A 17,703-nucleotide genomic window follows, 5' to 3' on the forward strand; every position below is an offset into this window, starting at 1 on the left:
TAGAAGCACAGCTGGGAGATCGGCCCTGGGCGGCTGACTTGCGAACTCGGTCAGGTCCGGAAGGAAGCAGCCGTAGTAAGATCGTGTCGGGTCAGGTGTCCGGTCTTCCACGTTATGATTATTCAGCTGAAAACCAGGGTTATGGGCCCGGTTGGTGGTTAGCCCGCTCTTTAAAGGCTCCCGTAAGGGGGCTTCTTCGTAGGAGGAGGCGTTACGCCCTTGACCGATGATGATCTGCCCCTGCCACCAGAGAATGGTGGAGGTTTCCTGGATGAAGAGCCTTCATCGCCTTCAGTAAAGCATGTATCTTCCCCGGCGACGCCCTATCGGGTTTTAGCACGCAAATATCGACCACAGACCTTTGAGGATCTCATAGGTCAGGATAGCTTGGTACGGATTCTAAGGCGTGCCTTTGAACTAGGGCGCGTTGCTCACGCTTTTATGCTGACCGGAGTGCGGGGTGTTGGTAAGACGACAACAGCGCGCATTATCGCTCGTGCTTTAAATTGCACAGGTGTGGACGGTAAAGGTGGCCCTACATCTGAGCCGTGTGGTGTGTGCCCAAATTGCCGTGCCATTTTGGCTGATCGTCATCCTGATGTGTTGGAGATGGATGCGGCGTCGCGCACTGGGGTCGAAGATGTGCGCGAAATTATCGAAGCCGCACGTTTTCGTCCCATGCAAGCGCGTATGAAGGTCTTCATTATTGACGAAGTGCATATGCTTTCGCGCAATGCGTTTAATGCGCTTCTCAAAACTCTTGAAGAGCCTCCCGCCCAGGTGACCTTCATCTTCGCGACGACTGAGTTGCGCAAAGTGCCTGTTACTGTCTTGTCACGGTGTCAGCGCTTTGATCTTCAGCGTGTCCCGCAAAAAATCTTGGCAGAACATTTTCGACGGGTGGCGGAAAAAGAAAAAGTTGAGTTATCGTCTGAAGCTTTGGCCCTTATTGCGCGTGTTGCCGATGGTTCTGTGAGGGATGGGCTTTCGCTGTTGGATCAAGCGATTGCGCAAGGTGCGAAAGATGTTGATTCTGTCTCAACAATGCTTGGGTTGGCAGATCGAGGTTTGGTATTCGACTTGTTAGAAGCCGCGATGGCGGGGCAAGTTGCGAAGGTTCTAGAGATTGCTGCGCATGCCTATGCTCATGGTGTTGATTTAGGCGTTCTGTTAGCCGATGTGATGGATGCGTTGCACGTCCTTTCGCGTCTGAAAGCTTTGCCTAAACTGCGTGAAGGTCTGGAACTTCCAGAGATAGAACGCGTGCGGGGAGGGGCGTTAGCTGACCGATTGTCAGTGAGTGTTCTCAGCCGAGCATGGCAGTTGCTTTTAAAAGGGCTTGCTGAGGTTGAGATAGCCCCTAACCGTCAGCAAGCGGCTGAGATGGTGCTCATTCGTTTGTGCTATGCAAGCCTTCTCCCAACACCAGATCGTCTGATTCGTCAATTGCAGCAACGGGAGGAACTTTCTCCTGGTGGTGAGGGGGGAATGCATCACGAATCTCCCCCTGACCATTCGCCTGGAGGGAGGAGAGCTTCCTTAAGGGGTGGATCAGCTCTGGCACAGGAACGTGTGGTTTCCTCTCCGGCGTTACAGCATGATACGTCGCCACGTGCGTCTCTTCGATTGGTGACGGAAGATGGGGCATTGGTACAGCAGGCGGAGGGTGCGCCTGCACTTCCAGAAAATGTTGCACCCCCTGTAGAAGAGTCAACAGCACGATTGATGCCTCGGACATGGCGTGAAATGGTTATGTTAGTGCGAGAGGAGCAAGAACCATGGTTGCATGGTATTTTGCGTCTGGAAGCCCATATTGTACGCTTCGCGCCGCCTGAAATTGCGTTGCGAATTGACGATGAGAAGGTACGTCGCCGGGCATTAAAAGATCTCTCTCGTGTGTTAGATCGGCTTTACCCCGGAAAGTGGCGTGTTGTGGCATCCGAGGAGAAAGGTTCTCCGACTTTGGATGAGCAAGGGGCTGAAGTTGAAGCGCTGCATCGAGAAGAAGCGGTGCGTCATCCCCTTGTTCAGGCAATTTTAAATGTTTTCCCAGGCGCAAAAATCGGTGATGTGAATGATGAGTCACTTGATGATTATGGGTTGCCGCCCGAATTAACAATGCCTCTGGGAGAGGATGCGTCTCCTCATCTGGAATTCGCGCCGATTGATGCGGATGCGATTAATGAGGATGATTTGGACTAATAGAAAGGATTTTCCATGAAAAATCTTGCTGGAATGATGAAGCAAGCAACACAAATGCAAGCTCGGATGAAAGAAGCACAGGAGAAGCTTGCGAAGCTGGAAGTGAGTGGAGAAGCTGGTGCTGGGCTGGTGCGTCTTACAATGACGGGTAAAGGTGCGGTCAAGGAGATCCATATTGACCCTAAATTAGCAGATCCGTCTGATATGGAGACGTTGCAGGATCTTATTCTCGCAGCACTTTCTGATGCCAAGAAGAAGGTTGAGGCGGTAAGTTCTGAGGAAATGAGCCAGGTGACCGGTGGGTTGAAACTGCCACCTGGGTTGGATCTTCCTTTTTAAGGGGTAGGTTATTGGTCGACGATCTAATCGGGGGCGTATACGCGCGTGTGGTCGAGTCCTGAAATTGAGGCACTAATTGCCCGTTTAGCCCGTTTGCCAGGTTTTGGGCCGCGCTCTGCACGTCGCGCGGCTCTTGCTTTGTTGCAAGAGCCTGAAACACGTTTGAAGCCGCTTGTAGAAGCGATGCAAAATGCAGCGCGTCACAGTCATACATGCCCTCAATGTGGCAATCTAGATACCCAAATGCCGTGTATTATCTGCACAGATCCTGCGCGAGATCAGAGCATTATTTGTGTGGTGGAAACGGTAGGAGACTTGTGGGCGCTGGAGCGTGCGGGCGTCCATAAAGGGCTCTATCAAGTTCTCGGGGGAACATTGTCTGCTCTTTCGGGCTTTGGTCCGGATGATCTTAATATACGTGGAATGATGGAGCGTATTGCAGCAGGACATGTTCATGAGGTTGTTCTCGCTCTGGGGACAACGGTGGATGGAGCGACGACAGCTCATTGGCTTCAGAGTCAACTGGTAGAGGCCGGTGTGGTGATTAGTCGTTTAGGCCAAGGTGTGCCAATGGGTGGGGCTCTCGAGGTTATGGATGATGGTACCCTAGCGGCAGCTTTGACAGCGCGACGAATCTTAGAGCCATGATGTCTATTTCCCCTCACGTACCACGTGTTGCGCTTGTGACAGGCGGTGCGCGCCGTTTGGGGCGAGCGCTTGTCGAGATGCTGGCAGGTGAAGGATTCTCTGTCGCGATTCATTGTCATCGAAGCTATCCAGAGGCGAAGGATCTTTTGGCGCATGTGGGTGGAAAGGGGTGCGTTGTGCAGGCCGACCTTTCTCGTGAAGAAGCACTTTTGCCCATGATGGCGGATGTGCGCCAATCATTGGGGCCTGTGGGGGTCTTGGTGAATAATGCTTCGGTCTTTGAGCGTGATGAGTTTGACAATGCGACTCGTGAAAGCTGGGATCGCCATTTAGAGCCTAATTTGCGAGCGCCCTTTGTATTATCGCAGGAAATGGCGCGTCATCTTCCAGAAGGGGCTGAAGGATTGATTTTGCACATGTTGGATCAACGTGTGTGGAATCTAACGCCTCATTTCGTGAGTTATACAGTGTCCCGGGCCGCTTTGTGGAGTTTAACGCAGACGATGGCATTGCGTTTTGCACCCCATATTCGTGTGAATGCCTTAGGGCCTGGTCCTGTTTTGCCAGCAGCTGGGCAATCAATGGAGCATTTTGAGGCTATGTGCCGTGGGACACCATTACAGCGTGGGGCAACGCCTGAGGAAATTGCAGAAGCAGCACGGATGCTTTTTGTGCTTCCGTCTGTCACAGGGCAAATGCTGGCTTTAGATGGCGGCCAACATCTCAATTGGTCGCCAAAAATGTGAGCCTCTAAGGCGAGGAGACAGAAGCTCCGGTATAACGTTCGATCACAAGTGCAATAGGCTGATTGTCTGACTGTCGGTGAAGAATCGCTTGGTTTTCTAAAATAAAGCCATTTGGAAGCGCTGTTGTGCGTTTTGGTAAACGTTCACGCCAAAAGTTTTTTTCTCCGACAGCGCGCCCGAAAGGGGTATGGCCATCTGCCAGGATGTGTCGCGTTTCTGGTGTTAAGCGCTCGGGGATATAGGCATTCCATGCTTCAGAGCGTAAGGAAGAGCCGCAGAAAAGGCGCACATGCCGAATGATGGGGGCATAAGGACTCTGTAAAAGCTTCAAATGCTCTATGATAGCAGGATCTGTTGGTGATGATGGATCTTGCAGAAGTTGGGCATGGATCATCACGGGGCATGTCTTCTGTAGGACAGCTGTCGCACTGCTACGCTGTGCGAGCTGTTTTTCAAAAGAAGAGACAGTATTCTCAGCGAGCGCAGGCGAAGCCCAGATGAGCCCTTTTGCGACTAAAGCAAGACAACCATAACGCCTAGCAGGGTGATGGGTCATTCTGTCCCGCATTATTTGATACAACAGAAAAAAAACGCCACCGTGGTGTTGAGAGAACCCTACGGTGGCGGTTTGACGCGTTTTAAGACGGCAATGTCTTAAGAGTCGTCACGATCATCTTTGTCTGTGGTGACTTCGATATCGTTGCTGATGTCATCATCATCTAGATCGTCATCTGGTGACATAACATCATCGTCATCATCCGTTGTGTCGAGATCGACATCAACATCAGCTGCATGCTCATCCTGGTCCAGCTCTTTATCCTTCTCGTCAGGAAGGTCCTCGTCTTGCCGTTTCAGGCGAGAGAGGTGAGTGGGCTGTGTTGCTCCACATTTCGGGCACACGGGCGGCACGCGGTTTAGATCATAGAAGCGCGCATTACAATCGACGCATGTCCGTTTTAGACCGAGTTCAGGTTTTGCCATAGTGTTGGAAGCCTGCCATGCCACATAAAGAGAAGAGAATGCGGCCATGCCACTTCACGGCGATCCTGTCAAATTTTTCTCACATTTTCGTTTTGTTGATGATCGAAGAAAGGTTGTTTGTTGAGGGTGGATTGACAGCAAGGCACTCCCTCTATGATGAATAGATCCTATGACTGTTCAACGACCTTTAACTGTTTCTGCTTCTTCCGCTGGGCTTGCAGGCCGTGTCCAGGTTCCGGGAGATAAATCCATTAGCCATCGCTCTCTGATGTTTGCCACATTGGCGCACGGGACAACGCGGATTTCCGGTCTGCTTGAAGGGGAGGACGTGCTGTGCACGGCTGGGGCGTTACGCCAGCTTGGTGCTCGCATCATGCGTGATGAAAAATGTTGGTTGGTTGAAGGGTGTGGTATCGGGCAGCTGAAAGAGCCTCAGGATGTCCTGGATATGGGAAATTCTGGTACGGCAGCGCGGTTGCTTGCAGGGCTTCTTGCAACACATCCGATTGTGAGCGTTATGACGGGCGATTCGTCTTTGCGTTCAAGGCCAATGGGGCGGGTCACTGTGCCACTATCGGAGACAGGTGCTCGTTTTGTGACACGGCAAGGGCAACGGCTACCATTGACGGTGGAAGGGACCGGGAAAGGTAAGCCGCTTCATTACCGTCTTCCCGTTGCTTCCGCTCAGGTGAAATCAGCTGTTTTGCTTGCAGGATTAAATTGTCACGGTGAGACGGTGGTCGAAGAGCCTATTCTATCGCGTGATCATACCGAGAATATGTTGCGTCATTTTGGAGTGGATGTTCGCGTTGACCCTCTAGAAGGTGGCGGGCGGCGTATTGCCATCACAGGACCGGTGACATTACAGGCGCGTGATGTGATTGTTCCAGGGGATCCATCCTCAGCGTCTTTTCCACTCGTAGCCGCGTTGCTCGTGCCCGAATCCGATATCGTGATTGAAGGTGTTGGTCTTAACCCACTTCGTACCGGGCTTTTCGTAAGCTTGAAGGAGATGGGCGCTCATTTGGATATATTGAATGAACGCGTTGAAGGTGGCGAATCCGTAGGAGATCTACGCGTAAAGGCTGGAACATTGCGGGGGATTACAGTGCCTCCAGATCGGGTTCCTTCCATGATTGATGAATATCCTATCCTGGCGGTAGCGTGCGCTTTTGCCGAAGGCGAATCGCGTCTTCAAGGGCTGGCGGAATTGCGCGTTAAAGAGAGCGACCGTTTGGCGTCCACTGTTGCCTTGCTTGAGGCGAATGGGGCTAATGTCCGTGTTGAAGGGGATGATCTGATCATTCATGGGCAAGAGCGTTTGCTTGGTGGTGGTCATGTGAAGTCTCATATGGATCATCGCCTGGCGATGAGTGCAATTGTTTTGGGGCTTGCTGCAAAGCGCCCTGTTTCTATTGATGACACGGCTTTTATTGAAACGAGTTTCCCTGGCTTTGTGGATCTTATGAACCATTTGGGGGCAGGAATTCCGGCATGAGTGGGACGCGGAGGCTGATTGTCGCGGTTGATGGTCCTGCTGCCGCAGGTAAGGGGACGTTGGCTCGTGCATTGGCAGAGACGCTCGGCTTGCCTTATTTGGATACAGGATTGCTCTACCGGGCTGTAGCGCGACGTGTTTTAGATCAAGGGAAAAACCCAGCTGAGTGCGGGGCAGAACAGGCGCGGGTTCTTCAAACAGAAGATTTACAGCGCGATGATCTACGTGCGTCAGAGGTGGATCGTGCAGCATCGTTAGTTGCACGCCAGCCTTCCGTACGGGCTGCGTTGCTTGAGCGACAGCGGGAGTTTGGGCAGGCACATGGTGCTGTCGTTGATGGACGTGATATTGGCACGGTGGTCTTCCCCAATGCTGATGTGAAATTGTTCATTACAGCGTCTCCCGAAGTAAGAGCGCAGCGTCGTTACAAACAACGTCACGGTGTGTTGTGTGATGATCCCGCGTTGTTAGCAGAAGAAGTGGCGGCGCTTGTTGCTCGTGATGAGCAAGATGCTTCGCGAGCGGTATCGCCCTTGCGACCTGCGGATAATGCAATACAGATTTTAACGGATGATTTGGGAGCCGAGGCGGTCTTGCATCGAGCATTAGATGTTCTTCGCGACCGGGGATTATATTCGCATTCGTGATGGATGTTTGTGTTGGGAAACAACGGCAAATCCGGTGGCTTATAGGTCCTGTCATAGGGAACATCATTCTGTGGAGCGTGGCTACTGTTCTGCTCAGCGGGGAGCCTGTGCTTTTCGGAATTGCTGCCTTGGCCTATGGGGCGGGGCTTCGTCACGCTTTAGATGCTGACCATCTAGCAACTATTGATAGTGCGCTGCGTTTGGATGTGCATCGGAGGGATGGTTCAGCTGGAGCAGGGTTGTTTTTTTCTTTAGGGCATTCGACCGTAGTTTTGGCGATGTGTGCGTTATTTTTCTTTGTAGGAGAAAGCATACAGCATCACGTTCACCTTTACATGATGCAGTGGTCAGTCATTGGTAACCTTGTATCAATTGTTTTTCTCTTGGCGGCAGGAATGATGACGCTGCTTGATGGAAGGCGTGAAGTATTTCATGGTCGTAGAGGGAGATTGCTTATCCTTTGCCGAGGGGCGATGCATTATTTTTCTGCACGGCCGTGGGGACTTTATCTTTTGGGGCTTCTTTTTGCTTTAGGTTTTGACACGACGGCCGAAGTAAGTCTGTTGGGTGTGTCAGCAACACAGTTAATGCGAGGGGTCTCAGTGTGGCGGGTGTTGCTGTTGCCCTGTTTGTTTACAGCAGGAATGGTTTTGTGTGACACGCTGGATGGTATTGGGGCGTGGCGTCTTTATCGTCAGTCATGGTGTAATATGTTTTTGCAAAGGCGATATCGTTTATATTTGACATTTATTTCGGCATCAATGGCGATATCTATTTCAATTATTCAGATAAATTACATGATAAAAGGTGATTTATTTATTAAAAACAGTAACAATGGTTGTTTTTATTTTGTTATATCAAGGATTAATATAGGTTTATTTTTCTCGTTTATTATGGTGTTTGTATGGATAGTATTTTCGATTAGGCGAAGGTGTGTAAAGAGATAGAGAATATGGGAACAGTTGTTTATTCAATGATTGTTTCTTGCCTAATGGAATCATTATTTTTGCCTTGACAGATTGCACTTTAAAGTGATTGCTGAAGCAAGGCCATGTGCATGCAGCTGTGCCATGGGGGTGTCCCGTACTTGGTGTATTAGGACATTGTCATTTTATCATAGACTCTCTCTCTTAGCTGCGAGAAGGGAGGAGACGTCGTTATATTTCAGCATGATGGAAGAGGACGGCGCAAAGCTTGGGCTATCCACTTTGATTAAGTTGGGCCCTGGAAAATTGGAATTACATGGCTTCTGCCACTCAGAATACCTCGAATCACGGTACAGAAGATTTCGCTGCTCTTTTGGACGAGACTCTCGGTAGCGATACAGGTTTTGACGGTTCGGTTGTTCGCGGCCGCATCGTTCGTTTGACAGATGATTATGCAATCGTTGATGTCGGATTGAAGAGCGAAGGGCGTGTTTCTCTTCGTGAGTTCGGCCCTCCAGGTGTGACGCCGGACGTTAAGCCAGGTGATGTGCTTGAACTTTACATTGAGCGTTACGAGGACCGTGATGGTTCTATCGTTCTGTCTCGTGAAAAGGCACGTCGTGAAGAAGCTTGGACAGCGCTTGAAGGCGCATTTGCGAATAATCAACGCGTAAATGGCACGATCTACGGTCGCGTGAAGGGTGGTTTCACGGTAGATCTGGGTGGTGCAATGGCCTTCTTGCCAGGAAGCCAGGTTGATATTCGCCCTGTGCGCGATGTCGGCCCACTTATGGGACAGCCACAGCCGTTTCAGATCCTTAAGATGGATCGTGCCCGTGGTAACATCGTTGTCTCACGTCGTGCTGTGTTGGAAGAAACTCGTGCAGAACAGCGCTCAGAGCTCATCCAGGGCTTGAAAGAGGGCATGATTCTGGACGGTGTGGTCAAGAATATCACTGATTACGGTGCGTTTGTTGATCTCGGCGGTGGTGATGGGCTTCTGCATGTCACGGACATCGCATGGAAGCGGATCAATCATCCTTCCGAGGCTCTGCAGATTGGCCAGCCAGTTCGTGTTCAGGTCATCCGCTTTAACTCTGACACGCAGCGTATTTCCTTGGGTATGAAGCAGCTTGAGGCTGATCCATGGGAGAATGTGGCTGTTAAGTATCCAGTCAATGCACGCTTCTCTGGTCGCGTGACGAATATCACTGATTATGGTGCGTTCGTAGAGCTTGAGCCAGGTGTTGAAGGTCTGGTTCACGTTTCTGAAATGTCTTGGACGAAGAAGAACGTACATCCAGGCAAGATCGTTGCAACTTCTCAGGAAGTTGAAGTGATGATCTTGGATGTCGATAGCAGCAAACGTCGTATTTCCTTGGGGCTGAAGCAAGTTCAGCGTAATCCATGGGAGCAGTTTGCTGAGGAACATAAAGTTGGTTCTGTTATTGAGGGTGAAATCCGCAATATCACAGAATTCGGCCTCTTCATTGGTCTCTCCGCTGACATTGACGGCATGGTTCACATGTCTGATCTGTCCTGGGATGAGCCTGGTGAAGTGATGATGTCCCGTTATGAAAAGGGGCAGGTTGTTCAGGCGAAGGTGCTGGATGTTGATGCAGAGAAGGAGCGTATCTCCCTCGGTATTAAGCAACTTCAGGATGACCCAGCTGCTGACATTCTAGCGCGTATCCACAAGGGTGATGTTGTTACCAGTGTGGTCACAGCGGTTCAGAGCAATGGTATTGAAGTGAAGGTGGACGATGTCCTCACTGGCTTTATCCGTCGCGGTGAACTTGCTCGTGATAAAGCAGAGCAGCGTCCAGAGCGCTTCGCTGTTGGTGAGAAAGTTGATGCCAAGGTTGTGACGCTTGATCGTGCTTCGCGTAAACTCGCACTAACCATTCGTGGTCGTGAAGTTGAAGAAGACAAGCAAGCTATCAGCGAGTATGGCTCCTCTGACTCCGGGGCTTCCTTGGGAGATATTCTTGGTGCGGCTATTCGTCGTCGTACTACCGAGGACTAAAATAAGAAAATCTTATCTCTAGTGAAATAGACTAGAGGTATTTGTTTCTGTATAAGTGGGGGCGGTCGTGTTAAAGACCGCCCTTATCTATTTTCGTTGGTTTGGCGGATTATTCGGTTGAGTGACAGAACCGTGATGGGTTGCTGAGCTGTGCTGAGAGGTATGGCTTTGACGCAGTTTCTGTTAAGAGAAGTAAGACGCACAAAGTAAACTGTCGCGCTCAGGGGGAATGATGGCTGTCATTTATAATACGAACTATACACATAACCCCAATTCATATCTTACACTTGCCATCAAGCAAGCGGCAGAGCTTCTCTTCGGCAAGGATAATGTCGTCGTCGCAGATAATATGAGTTTGGGGGGACTAGCTGCTTCAGGAGAGCACGATACGTTCCTCTGTATTGATGGGCAGCGTCTCAATACAGCGTTGATGCGCCGCGTACGTCCTGCATTTCGCACCATGATTCTTTGGACATTCGAAGATCCTTTCATGAAGGACTTCAATGTTGAGGCTGGACCATTATTTGATTTTATTTTTACCAATGATCCCTCATGTGTAACGGCTTATGGTGAAAAAGGGCATTATTTACCTTTAGCGGGGAGTCGTTGGCTGCATGAGCGGCCTGTTCAGGCTGATGGAGATTTTGATTACGATCTTTTCTTTGCAGGAACGATGTGGCCGAACCGTGTGCAGACGCTGCGTCGGGTTATCGCTGCTTTTCCAGATGCTCGTTTAAAGCTTATTTGTCCGGGGAATGAATATCTTCCTCCATTGCCGGATGATATCGCAAATTTGGCATTACAGCGCCCTGTCAGTCACGAAGCGTTTATTGATTTTGCGAATGCGAGTGCTGTGACACTCACAATGTTTCGTGATTATGCTAGTCATGGGGATGTCAGTCAGGCGACAGCTCCTGGGCCTCGTTTTTTTGAACTTGCCTTAGCTGGGGCTGCTCAGGTTGTGGAAGTCGCCCCGGGGATGGATCCCGTTCACTTTAAGAGTGTAGATGGTGTCAGCCTGGCCTATGATCCTGATGAAGTGGTCGAGGCTGTTGGCCGTTTATTGAACAATAAAGCAGGACGTCGCCGATCTGCCATTGCTGCGCAGAAGGCTGTTTTAAAACAGCATCTTTATGAACATCGTTTAGAACAAATCCGTGACATTACCGGCGCTGATTTTAAGCGCCATGAAGGGCGTGGTGTTGAGTTATTGGGTCGCCGCAATCGTTTGCGGGTTTTGCTCTGCACACATTCTACGATTCATGAGCAAGAATGGGGCGGTGTAGAGGTTTATCAACGGGGTTTATGTTCCCTATTGGGCCGTGACATTGAATTTTTCTACTGGTTACGTCGCGGTAATTTTTGCCGATTGATAACGGCAGCAGGGAAAGAGCTGGAGTGTTTCGAGATTGCGGAACAGCCCTGGCAGGATGTTGTGTGCGATGCCGCAGAAGAGACGATGTTCTCTGGGGTGATCAGCCAGTATAATATTGATGTTGTACATTTCCAGCATTTGGGTCACCATGCCCTGTCATTGCCACTTATTGCGAAGGCCAATGGAACAGGTGTCGTATTTTCAGCACATGATTTCTGGTTGGTCTCATCACGTTATAATTTGTTGAACCAAGATTGGCGTTATGTAGAGGGAGAATTCTCCTCTGTCTTGGCGATGGATGTGATGCTCAAGATTGCAGAAGGCGTTGAGTATGGCGGGGAGCAGACACGACGAGCCTTTATCAGCCGGATGTTGCATCATGTTGATGCGGTAATGTTTGGCACGGAACATTCACGAAATCTGATGCACACGGTTTATCCTGTGCTGGATCGTAAAATGAGCCTTGTGAATGGTATTCCGAGCCCAGAAACGACGGTTCCCGTGGTGCCGAAGGAATATACACCTTTGGATGGACGTCCACTTGGCGTTGCTATCGTGGGGAATTTCCTTCGGACGAAGGGAGCGGATACGATCCTGTCACTGATTGAGGTAGCACATCCGGCTCACTTCCACTTTCATATTTTTGGGTATATCCACCCGGATTATCAAAGTGTTTTTGACCGTATGGAGCGTTCCAATGTAACGGTTCATGGGCGTTATGATATTGGAAGTACGACTGCTCTAAAACAGGCGGATGTGTCGCTTGCTCTATCTATATGGCCAGAGACTTATTGTATTTCGCTCTCTGAAGCCTGGCAGCATGGTCTTGTGCCCATCGTGACGGATATTGGTGCACTTGGTGATCGTGTCACGGATGGGGTGAATGGCTTTAAAGTGCCAGTCAGTCGTCCTGATATCGTTTTAGAACGTTTAGAGCTTCTACGGTCCTCCGATACATTACGTAAGAAGATGATGGAGGCCATTTCTCCCAAATTGTGGACACATGAGGGGGAATATGGCGAGGGCTTGTTGGCATTATATCGTCGTATTGCACCGCGTCAGAGCATGGGGGTTTCTGAGCTTCAGTTCGATGCTGGGCAGTTGCATTTGCTTCCATTCTCATCATGGCGTCATCAGGCGCCTCCGCGTCATATTTTTGATCCACCGATCCGGCATGATCTTTCGATTTGCTTGCCGCCGAACATCCAGGATTGGTTCGCCATTCAGGGTGCGCAGTGTTACGTGGACGATATTTGTCATTGTGTCTTGTCTGAAGGGTATGAAAAACGCTTCAAACCGGCTGACGAATTCCACATTCGTGGGTGGACCTTCTTGCCTGGTGTTACCACGTCTGGGCAGGTGCATGTTGTTTTAATTAGTGACCAGCCTGATGAGCCTCTCATCTTTATCGAAGCGGCACGGGAAATCCGTTCTGATATTTCGAGACTTTTCGGGAGTGATGTCCCACGTCGTACTGGCTTTGCAGCTCAAGCGGCTTTGCGTGGGAAATGGTGTGAAGGCCGATATCGCATTGGGCTTGTAAACGTTATCAATGGTCGTGGTGCTTTCCAGCTGCTGTCCCATGGGATTACAGTAGAAGGAAGTAAGATTAAAACGGTCTATACGGAGCCACCATCGAATGATGTTATCCTGAGTGATTTCCGTCGTGTGCTGCAAAGTGATGGTATCTTGAGGGGAATTCGTCTCTCACGCTTCCCTGAAGGGCCTTTCTATCCCTATGAGCACGGTGTCATGTGCTACTTCATTGATGCGTTTGACATTATTGAGGGAACGGGAGAAGACGATCCAGATCGCGGTGCTCTTTTTGTGCGTGGTTGGAGTTTCTTAGAGAATTTGACACGTTCAGGTCAGATCTTTGTTGCTATGGTGAGCGAGGATCAAGACGACGTTGGTCTTTTTGCGGTTGAACGTTTTGCGCGTGGAGATGTGCAAGTGGTTCATCGGGATGCGCCATTATGTTCTGGGTTCCATGAAACTTTGCGTCCTTGGCAGGGGCAGATCAATAAAATGGAGGGACGCTGGAAAGTGGTTCTCGTTAATTTTATTGGTGACTTGTGTGGTATGGGAGCGACAGAACTTTGTGTGACCTTTAAGAAGGGACGCGCTGTAGAGGTTGATTACAAGCCTGTTTCTCGCGAACAAGAGGAACGCATGTATTCGCTTATTAGTCGATTGCTAAAGCGGTAAAAGGTCCTAGTTTATGAAGACGTCGTCTGGCCCGTTTGGTATGCCTCCAGACGGGCGTCGGCCACGCTGGTTCACCTTTGATGAAGCGTGGTACCGTTTGCGTTATCCAGAGATAACATCTTGGATGGAAGAGTTGAATTATACAGATATTCAGCTCTTTTATCGCGAGGTCGGATGTGCGTATGGGCACTCGCCTAATCGCTATTTTGATGAAAAATGGTATTGCGAGACGTATCTTGATGTGAGGAAAGGGGTTCTATCCCAGACCTGGAAGTCAGGGTTTGAGCACTATTGTAAGGAAGGCTATCGCACGTATTCGCCTCACTGGCTTTTTGATGAAGTGGCTTATCGACGTCGGCTGCCCTCTCTGACGGATCGAGTTTTATCAAAATCTGGTTTTTGGAATGGCTATGATCACTATCTTGAAGAGGGGGAAACTCATGGGCTTCAAGCAAGTGCTTTCTTTGATCTTTATGCTTGTCGAGAAATAAGGTCACGCTTTCCAGAATGTTTCCAGGAAGACGGGTTGTTCGCCTCTTGGTTGGTATTGCCGTCCACCATTGCGGATGCGGCGCCGGTATCATGGTATTTTGATCCCATTTGGTATGTACAGACCTATCCTGACGTTCAGCACATGATCGAGGAAGGTCGATACGCGAATGCGTTGCACCATTATTTAACGAATGACACGCCTCGCAACTATGATCCGAATCCTTTTTTCTCAGAAGAGAAATATGTGGCTGGCTCACCCGATATTATCCCGACTCTTGAAGCTGGGATGTTTCGTAACGCGTATGAACATTTTGTTCGTTTCGGCGCTCATGAGGGCCGTTCTCCCGAAGAGGGGGTTGATCTAGCCCACTATGGGAAAAATCCGTTAGTAAAGGCGCAATGTGAGAGTGGTTTATATGACAGTGTTTTTGCGCGTTATGTAGCTGAGAGACGGGGCTATGCACGGTCAACGGGTGCTCAAGCCGCTGAGATAGAAGAGGGATCATCGCGTCTCTTATTCCAGAGAGAAGCCGCAATGTTATTGTCAAGTATTGCGCGTAACCCGTTGGATTTCAGTGTTTCAGGGATGCCCGAACTTAGTGTAATTATGGTTGTTCATGACCAAATTACGCTAACATTACAAGCTGTTGCGTCGTTAAGAGCGAATTATCTAGGTAATATTCAACTGATTATTGTTGATTCAGGCTCTACAGATGAAACATCTCGAATAGAAACATTCATCCACGGTGCGGATATTCTGCGATATAGTAGGAATATTGGTTATTTGGCTGGGTGTAATGAAGCTTTGCGTCATGTAGAAGCGCCGGCTGCTTTGTATCTTAATAATGATTTACGTCTTTATCCCAATGCATTGGCCTGTGCACTGAAGCGGTTATATCAGTGTGAGACAACAGGTGCTGTGGTCGCTAAGTTGATACGATCCAATATGCGTCTTCAAGAAGCAGGATCTGTGATTTGGCGAGACGGTGCGACGTATGGGTATCGTCGTGAAGATGATCCTAATTTACCAGAAGCGAATTTTGTTCGCGAAGTTGACTATGGATCGGCGGCCTTTCTTCTGATTCGGACTGGTCTTCTGCGTCGTCTAGGCGGTTATGATGAGCGTTACAAACCGGCTTATTTTGAAGATACAGATCTCTGTGTACGTTTAGGGAAACTAGGCGTAAGAATTATTTATGACCCATGTGTCGTTGTGGAGCATTTAGAGTTCGGTAGTTCCGGGCATGCTGGATCACATAATTTGATTCAACGACATTGGAAGTTATTCGCGCAAGCACATAAAGAGTTTTTACGCTATCAGCAGCCACCGCATGTGAGAAATGCCTTATTAGGGCGCGAACGGCAGCAACCTGATTGTAAACGGGTTCTCTTTATTGAGGATCGTTTACCTTTGCGGGGTCTAGGGTCAGGCTATGTAAGATCCAATGATATCATTCGGTCGATGGCAGAGATGGGATACCGCGTAACGGTATATCCGGTCATGCGGGCGCGAGAAGAGTCTTTTCTATTATATCGTGAATTTCCAGAAGATGTAGAGCTTGCTCTGGATCAAGATATGTCAACACTGGCAGGTTTTTTGGAAGAGCGTGCGGGTTATTATGATCTCATTTGGATTGGTCGTACACATAATATGACGCGATTATTGCCGATCTTAAGTGAGGCTAGTCGTTTCTTATTTCGTTGTGCCGCCGTTCTGGATACAGAAGTTGTTGCCGCTCCAAGAACACTTCTCCGGCGCCGTATCTTGGGAGAGGATGTATCGTCAAAAGTCGAGAATCTTGATGATTTATTGAAAGAAGAGCTGCAAAGCGCTCATTACTGTCAACAAATCGTTGCTGTTACTGAACATGATGCGTCTTTGATTCGTCGGGCGGGATATTCAAATGTTTCCGTTCTAGGTCATGCGATGCATCCAATGCCGACGTCACGACCGTATCGAGATCGTAAAGATATTCTATTCTTAGGGGCTATGCATAGCGAGATATCTCCTAATTACGATAGTATGATGTGGTTCGTGCGGGATGTTCTACCTCATCTTGATGATCTACCGGAGGATGTTGTTTTACGTATCGCAGGCTATTGTGATCCTAGCGTTGATCTGACACCGCTGGCGCGGTATCCGCGTGTGGAACTGCTAGGAGCTGTGGAGGATTTAGAGCCCCTTTTTGATCAATGTCGTGTGTTTGTGGCGCCAACGCGCTTTGCTGGAGGGTTGCCTTTTAAGCTCCATGAAGCTGCGGCTTATGGTCTTCCAATTGTTGCGACAACGTTATTGCAAGAACAAGTTGGATGGCGAGAGGGAGAGGCTTTGTTGAGCGCTCCATCAGATGATCCTGGAGCTTTTGCGCGAGCTGTGAGAAGACTATATGACAATGAAGATCTGTGGCAGCATGTGAGATACGAAGCGCTAGAAGCTGTTAAGCGAGATGTTGATCCAGCAGCTTTCAAAGCGCGGTTAGCGGAAATCATGGCAGCGTCCCTTGTTTCATAAGTGGGTGGACGTGGTAATATGAATCGGAAAGAGAGCATATGACGACGGAAAAAGGGCTCAAGGCGAAGGGACATGTCTTGCTATGTAGCGGTGGTCGCTACGAGAGCCATGCCAATGCGCAGGTACGTGAGACGATCATGGATGGCTTGGTCGCATGTTTTGGTGAGGGGAATGTTACGGCCGTTGACATTTCTTCTGCGGCTGCTTCTGTTCGGACGCTTCGTCCTGTTCTCGTCTTTGCAATGGGATCTTACCTGCCAGAGAGCACTTATTTTGGAGAAGTATCTCGTGAGGCGAAAAAAATTGGTGCAACGACAACTTTTTGGGCAACGGAAGATCCTTACGAGCAGGATGCACATTACCAAATCAATGATGATTTTGATGTGATTTTTTCGTGTGATCGTTGGGGGCATCATTTCTATCAGCGTGACCGCGTTTTCCATATGCCTCTAGGGGCATGCCATGAGCTGCATTATGTCCCGATTGATGAGAAAGTAGAAAGAACGATAGACGTTCTCTTTTGTGGGGTGGCGTTTAGCTCGCGCAAAGAGGTTGCACGTAATTTGATGCCTGTTTTGGAGAAATTAAATACGCGGTTTATTGGCCCAGGTTGGGGGGATATGGGTATTGGTTTTTCTGATGCGCGTATTGAGAAGAAACAGCTTGTCGAGCTTTATAGCCGTTCCAAGATTGTATTGAATTTAGGTCGTTCGCTTCATTTTGAAAATAAGCGCTTCATGATTTCACCGTCGACCCCAGGACCTCGTACATTTGAAGCTGCTTTGGCTGGTGCTTTCCAGGCTTTTCATGAAGAAACCTACGAGTTGCGCCGTTATTATGCTGCCGATGAAATCCCAGTATTTTCTAACCGTCGCGATTTTGAAAAGCTCGTGGATGAATATCTGCATGATGATCAGAAACGCATAAAGATGGCTCGTAAAGCTCAAGAACGAACGGAAAAAGAGCATCTTTACGTCCACCGGATTCAGAAGATTGTTGACCATCTTCAAAAAGAAAATTTATTAGGACGGCCGAATTAAGAGTATTTTCTTTTCTCGGAAGTAATGACCCCCTTTCTTGCTTATGAACAAGGAAGGGGGTTT

At 49.2% G+C, this 17,703-nt stretch carries 13 protein-coding genes and 1 other RNA gene; 12 read left to right on the top strand and 2 right to left on the bottom strand.

What is annotated here, in order from left to right; translation table 11 throughout:
* Positions 1 to 14 precede the first annotated feature (14 nt).
* The 5 genes from ffs (at position 15) to GS501_RS01470 (ending at position 3,935) form a co-directional block, all read left to right on the top strand.
* Positions 15 to 111: signal recognition particle sRNA small type (gene ffs / locus GS501_RS01450), an RNA gene on the top strand.
* A 108-nt stretch (positions 112 to 219) separates the two neighbouring features.
* Positions 220 to 2,202 carry a DNA polymerase III subunit gamma/tau gene (locus GS501_RS01455; RefSeq protein ID WP_160830106.1) on the top strand — a complete coding sequence of 661 codons (1,983 nt, stop codon included), beginning with the start codon at positions 220 to 222 and terminating at the stop codon, positions 2,200 to 2,202.
* Positions 2,203 to 2,217: 15 nt separating this feature from the next.
* A complete protein-coding gene (locus GS501_RS01460) occupies positions 2,218 to 2,541 on the top strand; it encodes a YbaB/EbfC family nucleoid-associated protein (RefSeq protein WP_160830107.1) in 324 nt (107 codons plus the stop codon).
* Positions 2,542 to 2,586: 45 nt separating this feature from the next.
* Positions 2,587 to 3,189: a recombination mediator RecR gene (gene recR / locus GS501_RS01465; protein WP_160830108.1), complete on the top strand. Its 603-nt coding sequence runs from the start codon at positions 2,587 to 2,589 to the stop codon at positions 3,187 to 3,189.
* Positions 3,186 to 3,935, top strand: coding sequence for an SDR family oxidoreductase (locus tag GS501_RS01470; RefSeq protein WP_370517899.1), 750 nt, complete (start codon positions 3,186 to 3,188; stop codon positions 3,933 to 3,935). The genes recR and GS501_RS01470 overlap by 4 nt, the downstream gene beginning before the upstream one ends.
* Before the next feature lie 4 nt (positions 3,936 to 3,939).
* Here the strand turns inward: GS501_RS01470 and GS501_RS01475 are convergent, their stop codons facing one another.
* On the bottom strand, positions 3,940 to 4,491 hold the full coding sequence (locus GS501_RS01475) for a hypothetical protein (RefSeq protein ID WP_160830109.1): 552 nt from the start codon (positions 4,489 to 4,491) through the stop codon (positions 3,940 to 3,942).
* Between the two features lie 98 nt (positions 4,492 to 4,589).
* Positions 4,590 to 4,964: a TIGR02300 family protein gene (locus tag GS501_RS01480; protein ID WP_370517900.1), complete on the bottom strand. Its 375-nt coding sequence runs from the start codon at positions 4,962 to 4,964 to the stop codon at positions 4,590 to 4,592.
* Between the two features lie 121 nt (positions 4,965 to 5,085).
* Here GS501_RS01480 and aroA point away from each other — a divergent pair, with 121 nt between their 5' ends.
* The 7 genes from aroA (at position 5,086) to GS501_RS01515 (ending at position 17,640) form a co-directional block, all read left to right on the top strand.
* Positions 5,086 to 6,414 carry a 3-phosphoshikimate 1-carboxyvinyltransferase gene (gene aroA, locus GS501_RS01485; RefSeq protein WP_160830110.1) on the top strand — a complete coding sequence of 443 codons (1,329 nt, stop codon included), beginning with the start codon at positions 5,086 to 5,088 and terminating at the stop codon, positions 6,412 to 6,414.
* Complete coding sequence (gene cmk, locus GS501_RS01490) at positions 6,411 to 7,061, top strand: (d)CMP kinase (RefSeq protein WP_160830111.1); 651 nt, start codon at positions 6,411 to 6,413, stop codon at positions 7,059 to 7,061. Before aroA ends, cmk begins: the two co-directional genes overlap by 4 nt.
* Positions 7,061 to 8,008: a hypothetical protein gene (locus tag GS501_RS01495; RefSeq protein ID WP_255429072.1), complete on the top strand. Its 948-nt coding sequence runs from the start codon at positions 7,061 to 7,063 to the stop codon at positions 8,006 to 8,008. Before cmk ends, GS501_RS01495 begins: the two co-directional genes overlap by 1 nt.
* A gap of 295 nt (positions 8,009 to 8,303) precedes the next feature.
* Positions 8,304 to 10,013, top strand: coding sequence for a 30S ribosomal protein S1 (gene rpsA, locus GS501_RS01500; RefSeq protein WP_160830113.1), 1,710 nt, complete (start codon positions 8,304 to 8,306; stop codon positions 10,011 to 10,013).
* Positions 10,014 to 10,245: 232 nt separating this feature from the next.
* On the top strand, positions 10,246 to 13,596 hold the full coding sequence (locus tag GS501_RS01505; protein WP_160830643.1) for a glycosyltransferase: 3,351 nt from the start codon (positions 10,246 to 10,248) through the stop codon (positions 13,594 to 13,596).
* Positions 13,597 to 13,609: 13 nt separating this feature from the next.
* A complete protein-coding gene (locus GS501_RS01510; protein WP_237442362.1) occupies positions 13,610 to 16,600 on the top strand; it encodes a glycosyltransferase in 2,991 nt (996 codons plus the stop codon).
* 38 nt (positions 16,601 to 16,638) lie between these two features.
* Positions 16,639 to 17,640, top strand: coding sequence for a glycosyltransferase (locus GS501_RS01515; RefSeq protein ID WP_160830114.1), 1,002 nt, complete (start codon positions 16,639 to 16,641; stop codon positions 17,638 to 17,640).
* Positions 17,641 to 17,703: the final 63 nt, after the last annotated feature.

It is taken from the genome of Saccharibacter sp. 17.LH.SD, assembly GCF_009834805.1.
GTDB lineage: Bacteria > Pseudomonadota > Alphaproteobacteria > Acetobacterales > Acetobacteraceae > Saccharibacter.

What these genes read in the sequence shown, in the direction of transcription:
- aroA (WP_160830110.1), top strand. Translation starts at nt 5,086, where the DNA reads ATGACTGTTCAACGACCTTTAACTGTTTCTGCTTCTTCCGCTGGGCTT.
- GS501_RS01480 (WP_370517900.1), bottom strand. Translation starts at nt 4,964, where the DNA reads ATGGCCGCATTCTCTTCTCTTTATGTGGCATGGCAGGCTTCCAACACT.
- GS501_RS01510 (WP_237442362.1), top strand. Translation starts at nt 13,610, where the DNA reads ATGAAGACGTCGTCTGGCCCGTTTGGTATGCCTCCAGACGGGCGTCGG.
- GS501_RS01515 (WP_160830114.1), top strand. Translation starts at nt 16,639, where the DNA reads ATGACGACGGAAAAAGGGCTCAAGGCGAAGGGACATGTCTTGCTATGT.
- GS501_RS01470 (WP_370517899.1), top strand. Translation starts at nt 3,186, where the DNA reads ATGATGTCTATTTCCCCTCACGTACCACGTGTTGCGCTTGTGACAGGC.
- GS501_RS01460 (WP_160830107.1), top strand. Translation starts at nt 2,218, where the DNA reads ATGAAAAATCTTGCTGGAATGATGAAGCAAGCAACACAAATGCAAGCT.
- cmk (WP_160830111.1), top strand. Translation starts at nt 6,411, where the DNA reads ATGAGTGGGACGCGGAGGCTGATTGTCGCGGTTGATGGTCCTGCTGCC.
- GS501_RS01475 (WP_160830109.1), bottom strand. Translation starts at nt 4,491, where the DNA reads ATGACCCATCACCCTGCTAGGCGTTATGGTTGTCTTGCTTTAGTCGCA.
- GS501_RS01505 (WP_160830643.1), top strand. Translation starts at nt 10,246, where the DNA reads ATGGCTGTCATTTATAATACGAACTATACACATAACCCCAATTCATAT.
- rpsA (WP_160830113.1), top strand. Translation starts at nt 8,304, where the DNA reads ATGGCTTCTGCCACTCAGAATACCTCGAATCACGGTACAGAAGATTTC.
- GS501_RS01495 (WP_255429072.1), top strand. Translation starts at nt 7,061, where the DNA reads ATGGATGTTTGTGTTGGGAAACAACGGCAAATCCGGTGGCTTATAGGT.